20 protein-coding genes are annotated in these 19283 nt (G+C 70.5%); 2 read left to right on the forward strand and 18 right to left on the reverse strand.

Features of this window, described 5'->3' with window-relative positions:
• Together GBN72_RS09165 and GBN72_RS09170 are read left to right on the forward strand one after the other, a co-directional pair.
• A complete protein-coding gene (locus GBN72_RS09165; protein WP_151771216.1) occupies positions 1–654 on the forward strand; it encodes a response regulator in 654 nt (217 codons plus the stop codon).
• Between the two features lie 184 nt (positions 655–838).
• Entirely contained in the window at positions 839–2668 is a 1830-nt protein-coding gene (locus GBN72_RS09170; RefSeq protein WP_151771217.1) for a glycoside hydrolase family 18 chitinase, read from the forward strand.
• Between the two features lie 338 nt (positions 2669–3006).
• Here GBN72_RS09170 and GBN72_RS09175 read toward each other — a convergent pair whose 3' ends face one another.
• The 18 genes from GBN72_RS09175 to GBN72_RS09260 form a co-directional block, all read right to left on the reverse strand.
• Positions 3007–3462: a DUF2550 domain-containing protein gene (locus tag GBN72_RS09175; RefSeq protein WP_151771218.1), complete on the reverse strand. Its 456-nt coding sequence runs from the start codon at positions 3460–3462 to the stop codon at positions 3007–3009.
• Between the two features lie 189 nt (positions 3463–3651).
• A complete protein-coding gene (locus tag GBN72_RS09180; protein WP_151771219.1) occupies positions 3652–4026 on the reverse strand; it encodes a F0F1 ATP synthase subunit epsilon in 375 nt (124 codons plus the stop codon).
• 183 nt (positions 4027–4209) lie between these two features.
• On the reverse strand, positions 4210–5658 hold the full coding sequence (atpD, locus tag GBN72_RS09185) for a F0F1 ATP synthase subunit beta (RefSeq protein ID WP_151771220.1): 1449 nt from the start codon (positions 5656–5658) through the stop codon (positions 4210–4212).
• Positions 5658–6575: a F0F1 ATP synthase subunit gamma gene (locus GBN72_RS09190; protein ID WP_151771221.1), complete on the reverse strand. Its 918-nt coding sequence runs from the start codon at positions 6573–6575 to the stop codon at positions 5658–5660. Before GBN72_RS09190 ends, atpD begins: the two co-directional genes overlap by 1 nt.
• Positions 6576–6596: 21 nt before the next feature.
• The gene (gene atpA, locus GBN72_RS09195; RefSeq protein ID WP_151771222.1) at positions 6597–8189 is read right to left on the reverse strand and encodes a F0F1 ATP synthase subunit alpha; all 1593 of its coding nucleotides are present in this window, start codon (positions 8187–8189) and stop codon (positions 6597–6599) included.
• A gap of 129 nt (positions 8190–8318) precedes the next feature.
• Entirely contained in the window at positions 8319–9134 is an 816-nt protein-coding gene (locus GBN72_RS09200; protein WP_151771223.1) for a F0F1 ATP synthase subunit delta, read from the reverse strand.
• On the reverse strand, positions 9131–9676 hold the full coding sequence (locus GBN72_RS09205) for a F0F1 ATP synthase subunit B (protein WP_151771224.1): 546 nt from the start codon (positions 9674–9676) through the stop codon (positions 9131–9133). Before GBN72_RS09205 ends, GBN72_RS09200 begins: the two co-directional genes overlap by 4 nt.
• 41 nt (positions 9677–9717) lie before the next feature.
• Complete coding sequence (gene atpE / locus GBN72_RS09210) at positions 9718–9945, reverse strand: ATP synthase F0 subunit C (protein WP_108954361.1); 228 nt, start codon at positions 9943–9945, stop codon at positions 9718–9720.
• A gap of 77 nt (positions 9946–10022) precedes the next feature.
• A complete protein-coding gene (gene atpB, locus GBN72_RS09215) occupies positions 10023–10844 on the reverse strand; it encodes a F0F1 ATP synthase subunit A (protein WP_151771225.1) in 822 nt (273 codons plus the stop codon).
• Positions 10845–11069: 225 nt separating this feature from the next.
• The gene (locus tag GBN72_RS09220) at positions 11070–11507 is read right to left on the reverse strand and encodes a Cg1360 family ATP-synthase-associated protein (RefSeq protein WP_151771226.1); all 438 of its coding nucleotides are present in this window, start codon (positions 11505–11507) and stop codon (positions 11070–11072) included.
• A 353-nt stretch (positions 11508–11860) separates the two neighbouring features.
• A complete protein-coding gene (locus GBN72_RS09225) occupies positions 11861–13324 on the reverse strand; it encodes an MraY family glycosyltransferase (protein ID WP_151771227.1) in 1464 nt (487 codons plus the stop codon).
• Between the two features lie 101 nt (positions 13325–13425).
• Positions 13426–14667 (reverse strand): serine hydroxymethyltransferase, encoded by a 1242-nt coding sequence (glyA, locus tag GBN72_RS09230; RefSeq protein WP_151771228.1) that lies wholly within the window; start codon positions 14665–14667, stop codon positions 13426–13428.
• A gap of 90 nt (positions 14668–14757) precedes the next feature.
• Positions 14758–15405, reverse strand: a complete 648-nt coding sequence (locus GBN72_RS09235) for an arsenate reductase/protein-tyrosine-phosphatase family protein (protein ID WP_246212385.1) — start codon at positions 15403–15405, stop codon at positions 14758–14760.
• Positions 15402–16049 carry an L-threonylcarbamoyladenylate synthase gene (locus GBN72_RS09240; RefSeq protein WP_151771229.1) on the reverse strand — a complete coding sequence of 216 codons (648 nt, stop codon included), beginning with the start codon at positions 16047–16049 and terminating at the stop codon, positions 15402–15404. The genes GBN72_RS09235 and GBN72_RS09240 overlap by 4 nt, the downstream gene beginning before the upstream one ends.
• A 75-nt stretch (positions 16050–16124) precedes the next feature.
• On the reverse strand, positions 16125–16964 hold the full coding sequence (gene prmC, locus GBN72_RS09245) for a peptide chain release factor N(5)-glutamine methyltransferase (RefSeq protein WP_151771951.1): 840 nt from the start codon (positions 16962–16964) through the stop codon (positions 16125–16127).
• A 79-nt stretch (positions 16965–17043) separates the two neighbouring features.
• Positions 17044–18120: a peptide chain release factor 1 gene (gene prfA, locus GBN72_RS09250; RefSeq protein ID WP_151771230.1), complete on the reverse strand. Its 1077-nt coding sequence runs from the start codon at positions 18118–18120 to the stop codon at positions 17044–17046.
• Between the two features lie 111 nt (positions 18121–18231).
• A complete protein-coding gene (gene rpmE, locus GBN72_RS09255) occupies positions 18232–18456 on the reverse strand; it encodes a 50S ribosomal protein L31 (protein WP_055625166.1) in 225 nt (74 codons plus the stop codon).
• 149 nt (positions 18457–18605) lie between these two features.
• On the reverse strand, positions 18606–19283 hold a 678-nt coding region (locus GBN72_RS09260; protein ID WP_174887097.1), incomplete at its 5' end, for an LCP family protein.

Raw genomic sequence — 19283 nt, forward strand, 5'->3', positions numbered from 1 at the left:
GTGATCAGGGTGGTGGTCGCCGAGGACCAGTCGGCCGTGCGGGCCGGACTGGTGCTGATCCTGGGCAGCGCCCCGGGCATCGAGGTGGTCGGGGAGGCCGCCGACGGGGAGCGGGCGGTGGAGCTGGCCCGTGAGCTGCGGCCGGACGTCGTCCTCATGGACGTGCGGATGCCGCTGCTCGACGGGGTGGGCGCCACCCGGCGGATCGCCGCCGAGCATCTGGCCGACGTGCTGGTGCTGACCACCTTCGACCTGGACGAGTACGTCTTCGGCACCCTGCGCGCGGGCGCGGCCGGTTTCCTGCTGAAGAGCGCCGAGGCGGCCGAGCTGATCGAGGGGGTGCGGACGGTGGCCCGCGGCGAGGGGCTGATCGCCCCGGCCGTCACCCGGCGGCTGATCGCGGCGTTCGCCGCCGGCGCGCCGGGACGCCTGCCCCGCGAGGGCGGACCGGACGCGGCGGCGCTGGACACCCTGACGCCCCGGGAGCGCGAGGTACTCTCCTGCCTCGGTGAGGGGCTGTCCAACGCGCAGATCGCCACCCGCCTGGAGATGGCGGAGGCCACGGTGAAGACGCACGTCAGCCGCCTGCTCGGCAAGCTCGATCTGCGCAGCCGCGTACAAGCGGCGGTACTCGCGCAGGAGTTGGGGATCTGAGGGCGGCGACCGCCCCGGCGCCGGACCGTGCTTTAAACAAGAAACCTGCATTGGTCCAGACCTATTGACCGGTGGTCCAGACCTTTCTACGCTGACCGCACTTGCACGGCGTCATGGACCCGTCAAGGTACCTGGTAGTCGCAGTCGCAGCACCCCCCTCACCCTCACCCCCGAGGAGGCGCAGATGCGCTTCAGACAACGAGTGACGGCGGCAGTCGCCACGCTCGTCCTTCCCGTCGCCGGACTGGTCGGGCTCGCCACGCCCGCCCAGGCGGCCACCTCGGTCACCGCCACCTACGCCAAGACCCAGGACTGGGGCACCGGCTTCGAAGGCAAGTGGACCGTCAAGAACACCGGCACCACGTCCCTCTCCTCCTGGACCGTCGAGTGGGACTTCCCCTCCGGCACCAAGGTGACCTCGGCCTGGGACGCCACCGTCACCAACTCCGGTGACCACTGGACGGGCAAGAACCTGTCCTGGAACGGCAGCCTCGCCCCGGGCGCCTCCATCTCCTTCGGCTTCAACGGCTCGGGCGCCGGCTCCCCCACCGGCTGCAAGATCAACGGCGGCTCCTGCGACGGCGGGACCCCCGTCCCCGGCGACAGCGCCCCGTCCGCCCCCGGCAAGCCGGCCGCCTCCAACGTCACCGACACGTCGGTCCGGCTCGCCTGGAGCGCCGCCACCGACGACAAGGGCGTCAAGAACTACGACGTGCTCCGCGGCGGTGTGAAGGTCGCCACCGTCACCGGCACCTCGTACACCGACTCGGGCCTGAGCGCCGGCACCGACTACTCCTACGCCGTCCAGGCGCGTGACACCGCCGACCAGACCGGCCCGGTCAGCGACTCCGTCGCGGTCCGCACCACCGGCGGCTCCACCACGCCCACCGACCCGCCGCCCGGCGGCAAGATCAACCTCGGCTACTTCACCGAGTGGGGCATCTACGGCCGGAACTACCACGTCAAGAACCTGGTGACCTCCGGATCGGCCTCGAAGATCACGCACATCAACTACTCGTTCGGCAACGTCAAGAACGGGCAGTGCGTCCTCGACGACTCCTTCGCCGCCACCGACAAGGCGTACACCGCCGACCAGTCCGTCGACGGCGTCGCCGACACCTGGGACCAGCCGCTGCGCGGCAACTTCAACCAGCTGCGCAAGCTGAAGGCGAAGTACCCGCACATCAAGGTCCTGTACTCCTTCGGCGGCTGGACCTACTCCGGCGGCTTCGGCCAGGCCGCGCAGAACGCCGCGGCGTTCGCCAAGTCCTGCAAGGCCGTCGTGGAGGACCCGCGCTGGGCCGATGTCTTCGACGGCATCGACATCGACTGGGAGTACCCGAACGCCTGCGGCCTGACCTGCGACACCTCCGGCCCGGCCGCGTTCAAGAACCTGGCCTCGGCGCTGCGCACCGAGTTCGGCCCGAACTACCTCGTCACCGCGGCGATCACCGCCGACGGCTCGTCCGGCGGCAAGATCGACGCGGCCGACTACGGCGGCGCCGCGCAGTACCTCGACTGGTACAACGTGATGACGTACGACTACTTCGGCGCGTTCGACAAGGACGGCCCGACCGCCCCGCACTCGCCGCTCACCTCGTACTCCGGCATCCCGGCCGCGGGCTTCAACTCCGCGGACGCGATCGCCAAGCTCAAGGCGAAGGGCGTGCCGTCCGCCAAGCTGCTGCTCGGCATCGGCTTCTACGGCCGCGGCTGGACCGGCGTCACCCAGTCCGCCCCCGGCGGCGCTGCGACCGGCGCCGCGCCCGGCACCTACGAGGCGGGCATCGAGGACTACAAGGTCCTCAAGAACTCCTGCCCGGCGACCGGCACCATCGCCGGCACCGCCTACGCCCACTGCGGCACCAACTGGTGGAGCTACGACACCCCGGCGACCATCGCGGGCAAGATGTCCTGGGCCAAGTCCCAGGGCCTCGGTGGCGCCTTCTTCTGGGAGTTCAGCGGTGACACCGCCAACGGCGAGCTCGTGAGCGCCATCGCGAACAACCTGTAGTACCGCACCAGCACCACGAAGCGGGGGCGGCCCCACCGGCCGCCCCCGCTTCTCGCGTTCCTCCGCCGCCCCGTGCACGCCGCCGCGACTGCCCGGGGCTCACGGCTGTGCGGGGCGGTGGGGCGCACCGCGGGTCCCCGCGACCGCGGGTCCTGCGACCGCGGGTCCCGCGCACGGTGGTGCGAACCCCTCGCCACGCACGCACCGCCCTGCGCCCGCCCTCCCCCATCGCCCCCTGGGCGGCCCAGCCGCCCGCAAGGGGGTGGGCAGCGGCAGCGGCAGTCGGGGGAAAGCGGAGGGGGCGGCCGTGGGCCGCCCCCTCCATGTCGGTGTCGCGTCTACGCGACGTTCACCCTCTGCCCGGGCGGGGCGGCCTCCAGCCATGCCAGGAAACCCGTCAGCGCGTCCTCGCTCATCGCCAGCTCCAGCCGCGTGCCCTGGTGGACGCAGGCCAGCACCACCGCGTTCAGCAGCAGCGCCAGCTCCTCCTCACCCTCCGGCATCCGCCGGCCCACCACCTCGATGGCGGAGCGTTCCAGCATCCGGCGCGGCCGGGGCGAATACGAGAACACCCGGTACCAGGCGATGCTGTCACCGCTGTACCGGGCCACCCCGTACGCCCACCCCTTGCCGTCGCCCTCGATGCCCTCGGGCAGCTCGGGGGCCTCCCAGCGGAGGCTGCAGTCGAAGGTGCCCCCCGACCGCTGGATCAGCCGGCGCCGCATCCCGAAGGCGAACAGGCCCACCACCGCGAGCACGACCAGCGTCCCGAACACAGTCAGAGCGAGGATCATCGGCACCGACCTCCTCGTCTCCTAGAACTGGGAACCTGTCAACTGGCAAAGATGAAAACCGGTAACGCAGAAACCGGCGACGCACGAACCGTCTCCGGATTCACCTCAGCCGCGGCCGGTTCCGGAGTATTCCGGAACCGGCCGCGGCTGAGTCACGCACGTGCACAGCGCGCGCAGGGCGCGCCGGGGTCAGCGAGCCGACACCGCCCGCAGGCGGACGTCGGCGCGGCGCTCGGCGGAGGCGTCGGCCTCCGACTTGGCGCGCTCGAGCGCCCGCTCCGCGCGCTGGACGTCGATCTCGTCCGAAAGCTCGGCGATCTCGGCCAGCAGCGACAGCTTGTTGTCCGCGAAGGAGATGAAACCGCCGTGGACCGCTGCCACGACCGTCTCACCACCGCTGGTACGGATGGTCACGGGGCCCGACTCCAGCACACCGAGCAGCGGCTGGTGACCGGGCATGACGCCGATGTCGCCGGAGGTGGTGCGCGCGACGACCAGGGTGGCCGCACCGGACCAGACCTGGCGGTCGGCAGCGACCATCTCGACGTGCAGCTCAGCAGCCAAGGTTGGCTCCTCGGGTCACCACCCGGCGGTATGCCGGGTGTTGGGTCAAAGTCTAGACCCGTCCGAAGACGGGGGTCCCGGGAACGGGTCCCGGGGTGGAGCGGGGGCGGGAGACCGGAGCGAGAGGGCCGGCCCGAAGACGGGCCCTCTCACCTCGTCCGGCTCCGCCGAACCTCAGGAGGTTCAGGAAACGCCCAGCTCCCGGGCGTTGGCCTTGAGGTCCTCGAGGCCACCGCACATGAAGAACGCCTGCTCCGGGAAGTGGTCGAACTCACCGTCGCAGATCGCGTTGAAGGCGGAGATCGACTCGTCCAGCGGCACGTCCGAACCGTCCACGCCGGTGAACTGCTTGGCGACGTGGGTGTTCTGGGACAGGAAGCGCTCCACGCGACGGGCACGGTGGACGACGAGCTTGTCCTCCTCGCCGAGCTCGTCGATACCGAGGATCGCGATGATGTCCTGGAGGTCCTTGTACTTCTGCAGGATCCCCTTGACGCGCATGGCGGTGTTGTAGTGGTCCGCCGCGATGTAGCGCGGGTCCAGGATCCGGGACGTGGAGTCCAGCGGGTCCACGGCCGGGTAGATGCCCTTCTCGGAGATCGGACGGGAGAGAACCGTCGTCGCGTCGAGGTGGGCGAAGGTGGTGGCCGGGGCCGGGTCGGTCAGGTCGTCCGCGGGGACGTAGATCGCCTGCATCGAGGTGATCGAGTGACCACGGGTCGAGGTGATGCGCTCTTGGAGGAGACCCATCTCGTCGGCCAGGTTCGGCTGGTAGCCCACCGCGGAGGGCATACGGCCGAGCAGGGTCGACACCTCGGAACCGGCCTGGGTGAAGCGGAAGATGTTGTCGATGAAGAACAGCACGTCCTGCTTCTGCACATCGCGGAAGTACTCCGCCATGGTCAGACCGGCCAGGGCCACGCGCAGACGGGTGCCCGGGGGCTCGTCCATCTGACCGAAGACCAGCGCGGTCTTGTCGATGACGCCGGAGTCCGACATCTCCTCGATCAGGTCGTTGCCCTCACGGGTGCGCTCACCGACACCGGCGAACACGGAGACACCGTCGTGGTTGTTGGCGACGCGGTAGATCATCTCCTGGATGAGCACCGTCTTGCCGACGCCGGCGCCGCCGAACAGACCGATCTTGCCGCCCTTGACGTACGGGGTCAGCAGGTCGATGACCTTGACGCCGGTCTCGAACATCTCGGTCTTCGACTCGAGCTCGTCGAAGTTCGGCGCCTGGCGGTGGATGGACCAGCGCTCGCCGTCGTAGGACTCCTCGGAGTTCAGCACCTCACCGAGGGTGTTGAACACCTTGCCCTTGGTGAAGTCGCCGACCGGGACGGTGATGCCCGTGCCCGTGTCGGCCACCGCGGCCTGGCGGACCAGACCGTCGGTGGGCTGCATGGAGATGGCGCGGACCAGGCCGTCGCCCAGGTGCTGGGCGACCTCGAGGGTCAGCGTCTTCTTCTCGCCGGCGTTGGCCGGGTCGGCCACCTCGACGTGAAGGGCGTTGTAGATCTCCGGCATCGCGTCGACGGGGAACTCCACGTCGACGACCGGGCCGATGACCCGCGCGACGCGGCCGGTGGCCACGCCCGCGCCAGCGGTCGGCTCAACAGTGGTGGTCATTAGTTGTCACTCCCCGCGGTCGCGTCGGCCAGGGCGCCTGCGCCACCGACGATCTCGCTGATTTCCTGGGTGATTTCGGCCTGGCGGGCCGCGTTGGCAAGCCGGGAGAGCGTCTCGATGAGCTCTCCGGCGTTGTCGGTGGCCGACTTCATCGCGCGCCGCGTGGCGGCGTGCTTCGAAGCGGCCGACTGCAGCAGCGCGTTGTAGATACGGCTCTCGACGTACCGCGGCAGCAGGGCGTCGAGGACGTCCTCCGCGGACGGCTCGAAGTCGTACAGCGGGAGGATCTCGTCCTTGGAGGGCGACTCCTCCGCCACTTCATCGAGCTTGAGCGGAAGCAGCTGCGCCTGGATGGCGGTCTGCGTCATCATCGAGACGAACTCGGTGTAGACGATGTGGAGTTCGTCCACACCACCCTCGGCCGTGTCCTTCTCGATCGCCTCGATCAGCGGTGCCGCGACCTGCTTGGCGTCCGCGTACGTCGGCTCGTCGGTGAAGCCCGTCCACTGCCCCGAGATCGTGCGCTCGCGGAAGTTGTAGTGGGCGACGCCGCGCCGGCCGACGATGAACGTGTCGACCTGCTTGCCGTCGGCCTCGAGCTTCGCCGTCAGCTGCTCCGCCGCCTTGATGGCGTTGGAGTTGAACGCGCCGGCCAGACCGCGGTCGCTCGACAGGAGCAGGACCGCGGCACGGGTCGGGTTGTCCGCCTCCGTGGTCAGCGGGTGGCGCGTGTTCGAACCGGTGCCCACCGCCGTGACCGCGCGGGTGAGCTCGGTCGCGTACGGCGTGGAGGCCGCCACCTTGCGCTGCGCCTTGACGACACGCGAGGCGGCGATCATCTCCATCGCCTTGGTGATCTTCTTGGTCGCGGTGACGGATCGGATGCGACGCTTGTAGACCCGGAGCTGAGCTCCCATGAGTCAGGTCCCTTCCTTACGTCACTTGGAGACGGAAACCGGAGCGTCCTCGCCGAGCAGCTTGCCGTCCGACGTCGTGAACGTCTTCTTGAACGCGGCGATGGCGTCGGCGACGGCCGTCAGCGTGTCGTCCGACATCTTGCCGCCCTCGCGGATCGACAGGAGCAGGCCCGCCTCGGTCTGACGCAGGTGGGCCAGCAGCTCCGACTCGAAGCGGCGGATGTCCACGACCGGGACGTCGTCCATCTTGCCGGTGGTGCCGGCCCAGACGGAGACGACCTGCTCCTCGGTGGCCATCGGCTGGTACTGAGCCTGCTTGAGCAGCTCGACCATGCGCTGACCGCGCTCCAGCTGCGCCTTCGACGCGGCGTCCAGGTCGGAACCGAAGGCGGCGAACGCCTCCAGCTCACGGAACTGGGCCAGGTCCACGCGCAGACGGCCGGAGACCTGCTTCATCGCCTTGTGCTGCGCGGAACCACCGACTCGGGAGACGGAGATACCGACGTTCAGCGCGGGGCGCTGACCGGCGTTGAACAGGTCCGACTCCAGGAAGCACTGGCCGTCGGTGATGGAGATGACGTTGGTCGGGATGAACGCCGAGACGTCGTTGGCCTTGGTCTCGACGATCGGCAGACCGGTCATCGAACCGGCGCCCATGTCGTCGGAGAGCTTGGCGCAGCGCTCCAGCAGACGCGAGTGCAGGTAGAAGACGTCACCCGGGTAGGCCTCGCGGCCCGGCGGACGACGCAGCAGCAGCGACACGGCGCGGTAGGCGTCGGCCTGCTTCGACAGGTCGTCGAAGATGATCAGGACGTGCTTGCCCTGGTACATCCAGTGCTGGCCGATGGCCGAGCCGGTGTACGGCGCCAGGTACTTGAAGCCGGCCGGGTCGGACGCCGGGGCGGCGACGATGGTCGTGTACTCCAGAGCGCCGTTCTCCTCCAGCGCGCGGCGGACCGACGCGATGGTGGAGCCCTTCTGGCCGATGGCGACGTAGATGCAGCGGACCTGCTTCGACGGGTCGCCCGTCTTCCAGTTGGCCTTCTGGTTGATGATGGTGTCGACGGCCAGGGCGGTCTTGCCGGTCTGGCGGTCACCGATGACCAGCTGACGCTGGCCACGGCCGACGGGGGTCATCGCGTCGACGGCCTTGTAGCCGGTCTCCATCGGCTCGTGCACCGACTTGCGCTGCATGACCGTGGGGGCCTGCAGCTCGAGGGCGCGGCGGCCCTCGGTCGCGATCTCGCCGAGCCCGTCGATGGGGTTGCCGAGGGGGTCGACCACGCGGCCGAGGTAGCCCTCGCCCACGGCGACCGACAGGACCTCTCCGGTGCGGTGCACCGGCTGGCCCTCCTCGATGCCGCTGAACTCGCCGAGGACGATGGCACCGATCTCGCGCTCCTCGAGGTTGAGGGCGAGGCCGAGGGTGCCGTCCTCGAACTTCAGCAGTTCGTTGGCCATGGCCGAGGGAAGACCCTCGACCTTCGCGATGCCGTCGCCGGCAAGGGTGACCGTACCGACCTCCTCGCGCGAGGCCGCGTCCGGCTTGTACGACTGGACAAAGTTCTCCAGCGCGTCCCGGATCTCCTCCGGCCGGATCGTGAGCTCCGCCATCTGGGTTCCCTGCTCTCCTTGTTGGGCCCGAAGTTTCTTGGGGGAATCTGGGGGGCTCCCCCAGAAACTTTGCATCCTCTGCACGGCCCAACCAGGGCCGTAAAAACGTACTTCTGCTGTGTGGCTCGGTCAGCCGGCGAGGCGCCGGTTGGCGTCCTCGAGGCGGTCCACGACGGAGCCGTTGATGACCTCGTCGCCGACCTGCACCCGGATCCCGCCGAGGACCGCGGGGTCCACGTCGAGGTTGAGGTGCATGGCGCGGCCGTAGAGCTTCACCAGGGCGGCGCTCAGGCGCTGCTTCTGGGTGTCGCTCAGCGGCACCGCGGAGGTGACCACGGCGACCATCCGGTTGCGACGGCCGGCGGCGAGCTTGGCGAGGGACTCGAGTCCCGTCTCCAGGCTACGTCCACGCGGCGCGGACACCAGACGGACCACCAGGCGCTCGGTGACGGCGTTCGCCCGGCCGCCGAGCAGGCTGCGCAGCAGACCGCTCTTGGCCTCGGCGCTCGCGGACCGGTCGGTCAGCGCGGCGCGCAGGGCGCCGTTCGAGGCGACGATCCGGCCGAACCGGAACAGCTCGTCCTCGACGTCGTCCAGGGCACCGGCCTTCTGCGCGGCCGTGAGGTCGGCGAGGTTCGCCAGTTCCTCCACCGCGTCCACCAGGTGGCGCGGGGCGGACCAGCGGGACCGGACCATGCCCGACACCAGGTCGGTGGCCGGACCGCCGATCTGGCTGCCCAGCAGGCGCTGGACCAGGTCGGCCTTGGCCTCTCCGGACTGCGCCGGGTCGGTGAGGACCCGACGCAGCGACACCTCGCGGTCGAGCAGCGCGGTGACGGCGGCCAGCTCGTCGGCGAGCTGCGCCGCGTCGACGGACGTGGAGTCCGTCAGCGCGTCGAGTCGCTCACGGGCGGCTGCCAGGGCCTCGCGGCTCGCTCCGTTCATCGCGCGGCCTCGGCCTTCTCCTCGAGCTCGCCGAGGAAGCGGTCGATGACGCGGCTCTGACGGGCGTGGTCCTCGAGGGACTCCCCGACGAGCTTGCCGGCCAGGTCGGTGGCGAGCTTGCCGACGTCCTGGCGCAGCGCGGTCGCGGCGGCCTTGCGGTCGGCCTCGATCTGCGCGTGGCCGGCGGCGATGATGTCCTCGCGCTGACGCTGGCCCTCCGCACGCATCTCGGCGATGAGCGCGGCACCCTGCTCCTGCGCTTCCGAGCGCAGGCGCGCGGCCTCGTGGCGGGCCTCGGCGAGCTGAGCCTTGTACTGCTCGAGCACGCTCTGGGCCTCGGTCTGGGCGGCCTCGGCCTTCTCGATACCGCCCTCGATGGCCTCGCGGCGCTCGTCCAGAACCTTGTTGATGTTCGGGAGGAGCTTCCAGGCGAAGACGCCGAAGACGATGACGAAGGCGATCAGGCCGATGACGAGCTCGGGGATCGGCGGGACGAGGGGGTTCTGGACCTCCTCAGCCGCGATCGTGAGCAGCTGGCTCATGTCAATGCCTTTCGTCTAGTCGGCTGGTGGGGATCGCTAGATCACTGGCCGTAGACGAACGGCATGACCAGACCGATGAGGGCGAGCGCCTCACAGAAGGCGAAGCCGAGGATCTGGTTGGCACGGATCAGGCCGGCGGCCTCGGGCTGGCGGGCCAGCGCCTGGGTGCCGTTACCGAAGATGATGCCGACGCCGACGCCGGGGCCGATGGCGGCGAGGCCGTAGCCGATGGAGGCGACAGAACCGGTAACTGCGGCAAGAGTGGACATGCCAGTTCTTCCTTTTCTCAACGGACCGGTGGGGGTTGGCCACCGGACGACTGGGGGTCGGGTCTACGGGCGATGACTCAGTGGTGCTCTGCGAGCGCGCCCTGGATGAAGGTGCAGGTCAGCAGCACGAAGACGTACGCCTGCAGGGCCTGGATGAACAGCTCGAAGACCGTCATCACGATGACCATGACGAAGCTGACGCCGGCGTAGGCGATGCCGATGCCGTTCAGCAGGTACCAGCTGGCGATCGTGAAGAGCACCAGAAGCGTGTGGCCCGCGAACATGTTCGCGAACAGTCGCACCGCGTGGGTGAAGGGGCGGACCAGCAGGTTCGAGAAGAACTCGATCAGCATGGCCAGCGGAAGAACCGGGCCGAGGTCCTTGTTGTAGCCGGTGATGTTCTTCCAGCCGCCGACGAAGCCGTGGCGCTTGAAGGTCAGGCTGACCCACAGCACGTAGACGATCAGCGCCAGCACCGCCGGGTACGCGATGATCGACGTCACCGGGAACTGGGCCAGCGGGACGATCGACCAGAGGTTCATCATCCAGATGAAGAAGAACATCGAGACGACCAGGGGGACGTACTTCTCGCCCTCCTTGCGCCCGAGGGTCTCGTAGACCACGCCGCGGCGGATGAAGTCGTAACCGAACTCGGCGACCATCTGCAGCTTGCCGGGAACCAGCTTCGGCTTGCGGAAGGCGGCCCAGAAGAAGCCGATCACGATGACCGAGCCCAGCAGGGCGAGCAGCATCGGCTTGTTGAAGTACAGGTTGCTGTCCGCGTCGCCCCACAGGGGCTCGAACAGGAACGAGTGCAGGCCCGGAGCCGGGAAGCCACAGCCATCGAAGATGTGGCAGTCGGTCTCGAAGGCGAGCACCTGCGTCGGATCAGCACTCACCGCGGGCTCCTTCAGCGTGGCGCATAGGTACGGCAACCTCGTTGTGTCGGCGCGGCACGAGGCCGCGGTTCGGCACGGGACTGGTCTTACGGATGTGGGGGCGGCTGGGGGGCATCAAGCCTCGCGTTCGAGCAGGCGTCAGCTCGGATGCCCGCGCCCGCGATGCCGCAGTCGGCAACGGACGATAGCAGGAACGCTCACCTGTGCTTGCCCCGGCCCCGTTCCTCACGACGAGCGCCCCGTCTTCTGCGGCTTCTCGTTCTCGGTCGACTCGGGATCGACGTACAAGATCTTGGCCTTCATCTGCGCGCGGGCCTGCGCGGCGACCCAGACGATGGTCGCGGCGACCAGCGCGATCGCGAAGGTCTTGGGGTGGAACAACGACGTGTCCTTGAAGACGGCCACGAAGAAGAACATGAGCAGGATCTGCACCGTGTAGAGCATCAGGCCCATGGCCTGGAACAGGTGCGGAAGCGACTTCGCGACGCGCTGCAGCACGTAGAGCCCGAGACCCATGAAGAAGAGCACGACCAGCGTTCCCACGACGGCGCCGAGCGCACCCTTGCCGCCGGCGAACACACCACTGAGCACCGCGGCGATCGCGCCGGCGGCAGCGGTGGGCACCGCGGTATGGATGAGCATCCGAACGTCGTTGGACGGCATGGCGGCAACTCCGCTTGCTGAGGGGGCAGGGTGTCGTCATGGACGAGCGTAGACCCGGGGTGAGAGGGAGAACCTCGGTCCGGGGGACCGCCGCACTGGGGGACCGTGCGCGCTCGTCCGGCTCCGGTCCGGGCTACTCGTGAACGCTATCACAAACTATTTGATGAGGTCTTTACCTACTTCGTGTGCCGACTGTCACACGAGGGGGTTAAGGGGCGCGCCAGTAACGATTCCGCGCACCTTCTGACTGATATAGAGCCGATTTGCCCACCCAAGCACTCCCCAAGGGCGTCCCTCGGGTGGGTCAAGCTCTAGCCGGATTCTTACCTAGGGCGCCTGGGCGCCTGGGGCGCCTAGCGCGGCTGGCGCGCGGACGGGGGCGGGCCGGGCCGGCGGAACCGGCTGCGGTGGCCCACGGCGGAGGACCCGCCGGCGACCCGGGCGGCGCCCACCGCCACCGGCTCCCGGTACTCCCGCCCGCCGGGCTCCCCGGCCCCGGTGTCCGCGCCCTCTCCCGCCTCCGTGGGGCCGTCCGCGGCGCTGTCGGCGGCGTGCGCCCCCGCGGGCCCCCGCCGGGCCTCCTGGCCCGGGCCGGCGTCCTCCGGGGCCGTGACGGCGCTCCCGTCGGCCTCCGTGCCGGTACCCGCCCCGGAGCGGCGGTAACGGGGCGGCAGCATCCGTTCCGCCCAGCGGGGGGCGCGCGGCGTGAAGCGCGGCATCAGCAGCAGCACCAGGCCCAGCGCGCTCAGCAGGGCGACGCTCAGCACGATCCACATCGAGGCGGCGGTCACCGAGTACGACAGGGCGCCGAACGCGATCAGCCCGCACCAGAAGTACATGATCAGCACGGCCCGGCTGTGCGAGTGGCCGATCTCCAGCAGCCGGTGGTGCAGGTGCCCGCGGTCCGCGGCGAACGGCGACTGCCCGCGCCAGGTGCGGCGCACGATGGCCAGCACCAGGTCGGCGGCGGGGATCGCGATGATGGTCAGCGGCAGCAGCAGCGGGATGTAGACCGGCACGGTCGCGTGCACCGCGCTGCGCTCGGACCCGGCGAACAGCTTCAGCGCGTCCGGGTCGATCTGGCCGGTGATGGAGATGGCGCCGGCCGCCAGGATCAGGCCGATCAGCATCGACCCGGAGTCGCCCATGAAGATCCGCGCCGGGTGCATGTTGTGCGGCAGGAAGCCCACGCACATGCCGATCAGGATGGCGGCGAACAGGGTGGCCGGGGCGGCCGCCTCGATGCCGAAGCCGAACCAGATGCGGTAGCCGTACAGGAAGAACGCCAGCGAGGCGATGCCCACCATGCCGGAGGCCAGACCGTCGAGGCCGTCGACGAAGTTCACCGCGTTGATGGTGATCACCACCAGTGCCACGGTGAGCAGCGTGCCCTGCCACGAGGTCAGCGCCACCAGGCCGAAGCCCGGCACCGGCAGCCACAGGATGGTCAGGCCCTGCATCACCATGACGCCGGCCGCGATCATCTGCGCGCCCAGCTTGATCAGGGCGTCCAGCTCGAACTTGTCGTCCAGCACGCCGATGATCCAGATCAGCGCCGCCCCGGAGAGCAGCGCGCGCGGCTCGTTGGACCGCTCGAAGACCTGGCCGAGGTTGGTGAGCTGGGAGGCGACCAGCAGACCGGCGCACAGGCCGAAGAACATCGCGATGCCGCCGAGCCGCGGGGTGGGTTCTCGGTGCACGTCCCGCGCCCGCACCTGGGGCATGGCTCCCGCCACGATCGCGAACTTCCGCACCGGACCCGTCAGGAGGTACGTCACCGCGGCCGTGATGCAGACCGTCAGCAGGTATTCACGCACGGGCTTCCCCACAGATCTCGCTGGCCATTCCGACCCACACCCTAGCGAGGGACGGTCGTGAGTGATGACTTCCGGGTGGCCGGGACGGTTTCACCCGGGGGTCACGGGTACGCGGGCGGGAAGGCCTCGGCCAGTTCCCGCGCCCCCGCGCGAGCACCGTCCACATCGCCCCGCAGGGCCCGCCCGACCAGGGACGCGATGGTCCGGGCCTCCTCCTCCCCCATGCCCAGGGTCGTCACGGCGGCCGTCCCCAGGCGGATACCCCGCCCTTCGTGCGGCAGTGCCGATGTGTCGAGGACCATGCCGGCGGCGCCCAGCAGATCGCGGGCCGCGCGGCCGTCCAGACCGCCGACCGGGGCCGGGTCGGCGATCACCAGGTGGGTGTCGGTGCCCCCGGTGGAGACGTGCAGCCCCTCGTCGGCGAGACCGGCCGCGAGGGCCCGGGCGTTGGCGACCGTGCGGTGCGTGTAGGCGGCGTAACCGGGCGTCGCGGCCTCGCCGAAGGCGACCGCCTTGGCCGCCACCACGTTCATCGGCGCCCCGCCCTGGGTGAACGGGAAGACCGCGCGGTCGACGCGTTCGGCCAGCTCCGCGGTGCACAGGATCATCCCGCCGCGCGGGCCGCGGAGCACCTTGTGGGTGGTCGCGCAGACCACGTCGGCGTACGGCACCGGGCTGGGCGCGGCGCCGCCCGCCACCAGGCCGATGGGGTGCGCGGCGTCGACGATCAGGTAGGCGCCGACGTCGTCGGCGATCTCCCGGAACGCCGCGTGGTCGATGTGGCGCGGGTAGGCGATCGACCCGCACACCACCGCCTTGGGCCTGGTGGCCCGGGCCAGCGCCCTGACCTGCTCGTAGTCCAGGAGTCCGGACTCGGCGTCGACCCCGTAGCCGGTGAAGCGGAACCACCGGCCGGAGAAGTTGGCGGGCGAGCCGTGGGTGAGGTGGCCGCCGAAGGCCAGTCCCAGCGCCAGCACCGGGTCGCCGGGACGCAGCAGCGCGGCGTAGGCGGCCAGCACGGCGGACGAGCCGGAGTGCGGCTGGACGTTGACGTGCGCGGCGCCGAAGAGGGCGGTGGCGCGCTCGACGGCGGTGCGCTCGGCGAGATCGGCGTAGGCGCAGCCGCCGTGGAAGCGGTTGCCGGGATAGCCCTCGGCGTACTTGTCGGCCAGCGGGGAGCCGAGGGCCGACAGCACGGCGGGCGAGGTGAAGTTCTCGGCGGCGATCAGCTGGAGCGTGGTGCGGCGGCGCTCCGCCTCGGCCTCGAGGATCCCCGCCATCTCGGGATCCTGGGCCCTCAGCACCTGGTCTCGCAGCGCCTGGGCGTGCGCGACGGTCCCCATGCGGAACCTCCTCGTCCGGACGTCAGCTCCAGCGTAGGACGCGGGGGGCGGGGCTGCGCGGCGCGCGGGGCGGCCGGGGACCGGCCCGGGTCAGCCCTGCACGCCCGTGAGCGCGGTGACCACCGGGTCGAGGGCGCCGTGTATCTCGTCGCCGACCGAGCGGAAGAACGGCAGCGGCGCCCCGTACGGGTCGTACACCTCGTCCGCCTCCGGCGTGGGCGCCAGCAGCCACCCCCGCAGCGCCGCGGCGGCCCGCACCAGGGCCCGGGCCCGCGCGCAGACCCCGTCCTCCACCGGCGGCAGGGTCGCGGGGTCGATGGCCCGCACCAGCCGGGTGAACTCCTTGAGCGTGAAGGTGCGCAGCCCGGCCGAGTGCCCCATCGAGATGACGTGGGCCCGGTGGTCGCGGGTGGCCGTCAGCACCAGGTCGGCGCGGATGACGTGCTCGTCGCGCAGCTCGCGCCCGGTGAAGCCGGAGGCGTCCGCGCCGTACTCGCCGAGCACGGTGACGGCGTTCTCCTCCATGGGAGCGCCCTCGTGCCCCCAGGTGCCGGCGGACTCGACCACGAGTCCGCCCCACCGGGTGTCGCCGAGCCGCTGGGCGAGGGCATGCCGGGTCAGCCGCTCGGTGATCGGCGAGCGGCACACGTTTCCGGTGCTGACATGCAGGATCCGGAAGCCGGCCTCCCCGCCGTCTTCCTCTCGTATGCCAAGCCCCGCGTCAGGGGCGGGGGTCAATTCGCCACCTCGAGGTCGGGTACCACCTTGCGCAGCTCCTCGGCGGAGATGGCGCCCTCGCGCAGCAGCACCGGCACCCGGCCGGTGACGTCGACGATCGACGAGGGCACGTTGCCCGGCGTCGGTCCGCCGTCGAGGTACACGGAGACGGAGTCGCCGAGCATCTGCTGGGCGGCGTCGCAGGTCTCCGGCGAGGGGTGGCCGGTCAGGTTGGCGGAGGAGACGGCCATCGGGCCGACCTCGGTGAGCAGCTCGATGGCGACCGGGTGCAGCGGCATGCGCACCGCGACCGTGCCGCGGGTCTCGCCGAGGTCCCAGACCAGCGAGGGCTGGTGGCGGGCGACCAGGGTGAGCGCGCCGGGCCAGAAGGCGTCGACCAGCTCCCAGGCGGTCTCGGAGAAGTCGGTGACCAGTCCGTGCAGCGTGTTGGGCGAGCCGATCAGCACCGGGGAGGGCATGTTGCGGCCGCGGCCCTTGGCCTCCAGCAGGTCGCCGACGGCCTCGGAGGAGAAGGCGTCCGCGCCGATGCCGTACACCGTGTCCGTCGGCAGGACGACCAGTTCGCCACGGCGGACGGCGGACGCGGCTTCGCGCAGACCGGTCGCGCGGTCGGTCGCGTCGTTGGTGTCGTATCGCCGTGCCATGTCAGCTGGCCTCCTCGTGCGGGTCGTGCAGGGGGGAGAGTCGTTCGGAAGGGGTGGTGCCTGTGGGACGCGTGTTCACGGCGTCGCCTTGCGGGCCGTGGCGAACCGCGGCCGGTTGTTGAGGTCGGGGTGGTCGGCGGCGTCGGCCCAGCCCCTCTCCTCGGTGAAGATCCAGGGGACCTGGCCGCCCTGGGTGTCGGCGTGCTCGACCACGACGACGCCGCCGGGCCGCAGCAGCCGGTGCGCGGTGCGTTCCAGGCCGCGGATCAAGTCGAGCCCGTCCTGGCCGGAGAACAGCGCCATGTCCGGGTCGTGGTCCCGCGCCTCGGGGGCGACGTACTCCCACTCGGTGAGCGGGATGTACGGCGGGTTGGTGATGACCAGGTCGACCTGGCCGTCCAGGTCGGGGAAGGCGGTCAGCGCGTCACCGTGGCGCAGGTCGACGCGGGAGCCCTCCATGTTCTTGCGGGCCCACTCCAGGGCCTCCTCGGAGAGCTCCACGGCGTGCACCGAGGACCGCGGCACCTCCTGCGCCATGGCCAGCGCGATCGCGCCGGAGCCGGTGCACAGGTCGACGATGCGGGGCTCGGCGACGTCCATGGCGCGGACCGCGTCTATGGCCCAGCCCACCACCGACTCCGTCTCCGGCCGGGGCACGAACACCCCGGGGCCGACCTGGAGCTCCAGGTAGCGGAAGAAGGCGCGGCCGGTGATGTGCTGCAGCGGCTCGCGGGCCTCCCGCCGGGCGACGACCTCCCAGTAGCGGGCGTCGAAGTCGGAGTCCTTGACGGTGTGCAGCTGGCCCCGCTTCACGCCGTGCACGAACGCGGCGAGCTCCTCCGCGTCGTTGCGCGGCGAGGGCACGCCGGCGTCCGCCAGCCGCTGGGTGGCCTGGGCCACCTCGGCGAGCAGCACGCTGCGCGGGCTCTGGTTCTGCGGCACGCTGGTCCTCCGGTGTCGTCAGGGGGCGTCTTCGCGCGGTGGGCGCCGGACGTCAGGCGGCGGCGAGCTTGGCGGCCGAGTCCGCGTCGACGCAGGCCTGGATCACCGCGTCCAGCTCGCCGTCGAGGACCTGGTCGAGGTTGTAGGCCTTGAAGCCGACCCGGTGGTCGGAGATCCGGTTCTCCGGGAAGTTGTACGTGCGGATCTTCTCCGAGCGGTCCACGGTGCGGACCTGGCTGCGGCGGGCGTCCGCGGCCTCCCGCTCCGCCTCCTCCTGCGCGGCGGCGAGCAGCCTGGAGCGCAGGATACGCAGGGCCTGCTCCTTGTTCTGCAGCTGGCTCTTCTCGTTCTGGCAGGAGGCGACGACACCGGTCGGAAGGTGCGTGATGCGCACCGCGGAGTCGGTCGTGTTCACGGACTGCCCACCCGGACCGGAGGACCGGTAGACGTCGATCCGCAGGTCGTTCGGGTTGATCTCGACGTCGACCTCCTCGGCCTCCGGCGTCACCAGCACACCGGCCGCGGAGGTGTGGATGCGGCCCTGCGACTCGGTGGCCGGCACCCGCTGCACACGGTGCACGCCGCCCTCGTACTTCAGCCGCGCCCAGACGCCCTGGCCGGGCTCGGTGGCCCCGTTGCCGCCCTTGGTCTTCACCGCGACCTGGACGTCCTTGTACCCGCCCAGCTCCGACTCGGTGGCGTCGATGATCTCCGTCTTCCACCCCACGCGCTCGGCGTACCGCAGGTACATGCGCAGCAGGTCGCCCGCGAACAGCGCGGACTCGTCACCGCCCGCGCCGGCCTTGATCTCGAGGATCACGTCCTTGTCGTCGCTGGGGTCGCGCGGGACCAGCAGCAGGCGCAGCTTCTCGGTGAGTTCCCCGCGGAGCTTCTCCAGCTCCTTGACCTCGGCGGCGAAGTCGGGGTCGTCGGCGGCCAGTTCCCTGGCGGTCTCGATGTCGTCCCCGGTCTGCTTCCAGGAGCGGTAGGTGGCGACGATCGGAGTCAGCTCGGCGTAGCGCTTGTTCAGCTTGCGCGCGTTGGCCTGGTCGGCGTGGACCGACGGATCGGCGAGCTTCTTCTCGAGATCGGCGTGCTCACCGACGAGTTCCTCGACGGCCTCGAACATGTGGGGCTCCTGGCTCCTGGAAGGGCGTGCTGGTGGACGAAGGTGTGGCGACCAAAAACGCCGGTCCCGGCCGCCCTGTGCGGGGCGGCCGTGGACCGGCGCGGTGGCTCGCTACTTCTTCGAGCCGGCAGCCGCCTTGCCGAAGCGGGCCTCGAAGCGGGCCACGCGGCCACCGGTGTCGAGGATCTTCTGCTTGCCCGTGTAGAACGGGTGGCACTCGGAGCAGACCTCGGCACGGACGGTGCCGGAGGAGATGGTGCTGCGAGTCGTGAACGACGCGCCGCAGGTGCAGCTGACCTGCGTCTCGACGTACTCGGGGTGGATGTCGCGCTTCAAGGTGTCTCCTAGATTTCGGGAGGGCGCCGGGTCGCCGCCGCGGGATGCGGGAGCGTGAACCGGAGCCGACGTACCAGTCTGCCAGCACTGGCCGCATCCCCCAAAACCGGGGGCGGGGCTGTTCTATTCCCCCTTCCGTCCCCCGGGCCTCAGGAGGCGACGCGGGAGGCGGCGGTGGGTGACGGGGAGCCGACGACCTCGTCCGCGTGCCCGGTGGCGGAGCCCTTGGCCTTGGCCGGGATCGCCTTGTCGTGCCGCATCGCCGACCAGACCAGTGCGGCCTTGTCCTCGTCGACCAGGACCCGGTTCGGGGCGTCCGGGTCGTACGCGACCGGCAGTGTGGTCATCGTCATCCTCGACGGGCCGATGTCCTTCAGCCCGCCGGCGAAGGAGGCGAGCGCGGTGACGCTGCCGAGGCTCTCGTCGGTGGTGACCGACTTGGTGGCGGTGTCGGCGAGGTCGTAGAGCCGCTTGGGGTTGGACAGCACGCCGACCTTCTCGACCTGCTGCGCCAGCGCCTTGAGGAAGGCCTGCTGCAGCTGGATCCGCCCGAGGTCGGACCCGTCCCCGACGCCGTGCCGGGTGCGGACCAGACCGAGCGCCTGGGTTCCGCTCAGCCGGTGGGTGCCGGCGTCGAGTCTGAGGTGGCTCTCCGGGTCGGAGATCTTCTCCTTGGTGGTGACCTCGACGCCGCCCAGCGCGTCGACCATCCGCCGGAAGCCGGTGAAGTCGACCTCGAGGAAGTGGTCGACCCGGACGCCGCTCATCGACTCCACGGTCTTCACCGTGCAGGCCGCCCCGCCGGTCGCGTACGCCGAGTTGAACAT

This window comes from Streptomyces abyssomicinicus (assembly GCF_008974245.1).
GTDB classification, from domain to species: Bacteria; Actinomycetota; Actinomycetes; order Streptomycetales; family Streptomycetaceae; genus Streptomyces; species Streptomyces abyssomicinicus.

Excerpts from the sequence above, each read along its gene's own strand:
- GBN72_RS09170 (WP_151771217.1), top strand. The coding sequence starts at position 839 with ATGCGCTTCAGACAACGAGTGACGGCGGCAGTCGCCACGCTCGTCCTT.
- GBN72_RS09175 (WP_151771218.1), bottom strand. The coding sequence starts at position 3,462 with ATGATCCTCGCTCTGACTGTGTTCGGGACGCTGGTCGTGCTCGCGGTG.
- atpD (WP_151771220.1), bottom strand. The coding sequence starts at position 5,658 with ATGACCACCACTGTTGAGCCGACCGCTGGCGCGGGCGTGGCCACCGGC.
- GBN72_RS09190 (WP_151771221.1), bottom strand. The coding sequence starts at position 6,575 with ATGGGAGCTCAGCTCCGGGTCTACAAGCGTCGCATCCGATCCGTCACC.
- atpA (WP_151771222.1), bottom strand. The coding sequence starts at position 8,189 with ATGGCGGAGCTCACGATCCGGCCGGAGGAGATCCGGGACGCGCTGGAG.
- GBN72_RS09200 (WP_151771223.1), bottom strand. The coding sequence starts at position 9,134 with ATGAACGGAGCGAGCCGCGAGGCCCTGGCAGCCGCCCGTGAGCGACTC.
- GBN72_RS09205 (WP_151771224.1), bottom strand. The coding sequence starts at position 9,676 with ATGAGCCAGCTGCTCACGATCGCGGCTGAGGAGGTCCAGAACCCCCTC.
- atpE (WP_108954361.1), bottom strand. The coding sequence starts at position 9,945 with ATGTCCACTCTTGCCGCAGTTACCGGTTCTGTCGCCTCCATCGGCTAC.
- GBN72_RS09220 (WP_151771226.1), bottom strand. The coding sequence starts at position 11,507 with ATGCCGTCCAACGACGTTCGGATGCTCATCCATACCGCGGTGCCCACC.
- glyA (WP_151771228.1), bottom strand. The coding sequence starts at position 14,667 with ATGGGGACCGTCGCGCACGCCCAGGCGCTGCGAGACCAGGTGCTGAGG.
- GBN72_RS09240 (WP_151771229.1), bottom strand. The coding sequence starts at position 16,049 with ATGGCACGGCGATACGACACCAACGACGCGACCGACCGCGCGACCGGT.
- prfA (WP_151771230.1), bottom strand. The coding sequence starts at position 18,120 with ATGTTCGAGGCCGTCGAGGAACTCGTCGGTGAGCACGCCGATCTCGAG.